We start from the raw sequence: 410 nt of genomic DNA, 5'->3' as shown, positions 1-410 counted from the left end.
ACCAAAGCCAACCCCGGCAGCTTGGCTGTGGGCACGCCCTTCAACTACGCGTTCTCCGTGTCCAACGCTGCCAGTGCCTTCGGTCCCGCCACCAGCGTGACCATCAAGGACCTGGTGCCGGCAGGCATCAGCATCACGGGAGTGCCGACCGGCGCGAACGTAGCCAGTGCGACCTGCACGCCAAACACCTTCCCGTTTGCGGGCAATGGCAGCTCCGTGCTGACTTGCACGGTGAACTTCACGGCTTCGGTCGCAGCGGGTAGCAACACCAGCTTCAACCTGCCAGCTGTTCCGACGGCGGTGGGCTCGAGCACGAACACGGCCTCCTACGATCCGTCCGGTGGCATCAGCCCGGTCAATCCGACGGCCGGTTGCACGACGGATTGCGCATCGACGCCTTCCACGCCGGT

General features: G+C 65.1%; 1 protein-coding gene. It reads left to right on the top strand.

Features of this window, described 5'->3' with window-relative positions:
- Nucleotides 1-410 (top strand): hypothetical protein (locus ACM14_RS31040; RefSeq protein ID WP_139093547.1); only part of this gene is annotated, 410 nt, incomplete at both ends.

This window comes from Delftia sp. JD2 (assembly GCF_001682645.1).
In the GTDB taxonomy this organism is placed as follows: Bacteria; Pseudomonadota; Gammaproteobacteria; order Burkholderiales; family Burkholderiaceae_C; genus Comamonas; species Comamonas acidovorans.
The sequence above is the reverse complement of the archived record's forward strand: the minus strand, read 5'-3'. Positions and strand labels throughout refer to the sequence as shown.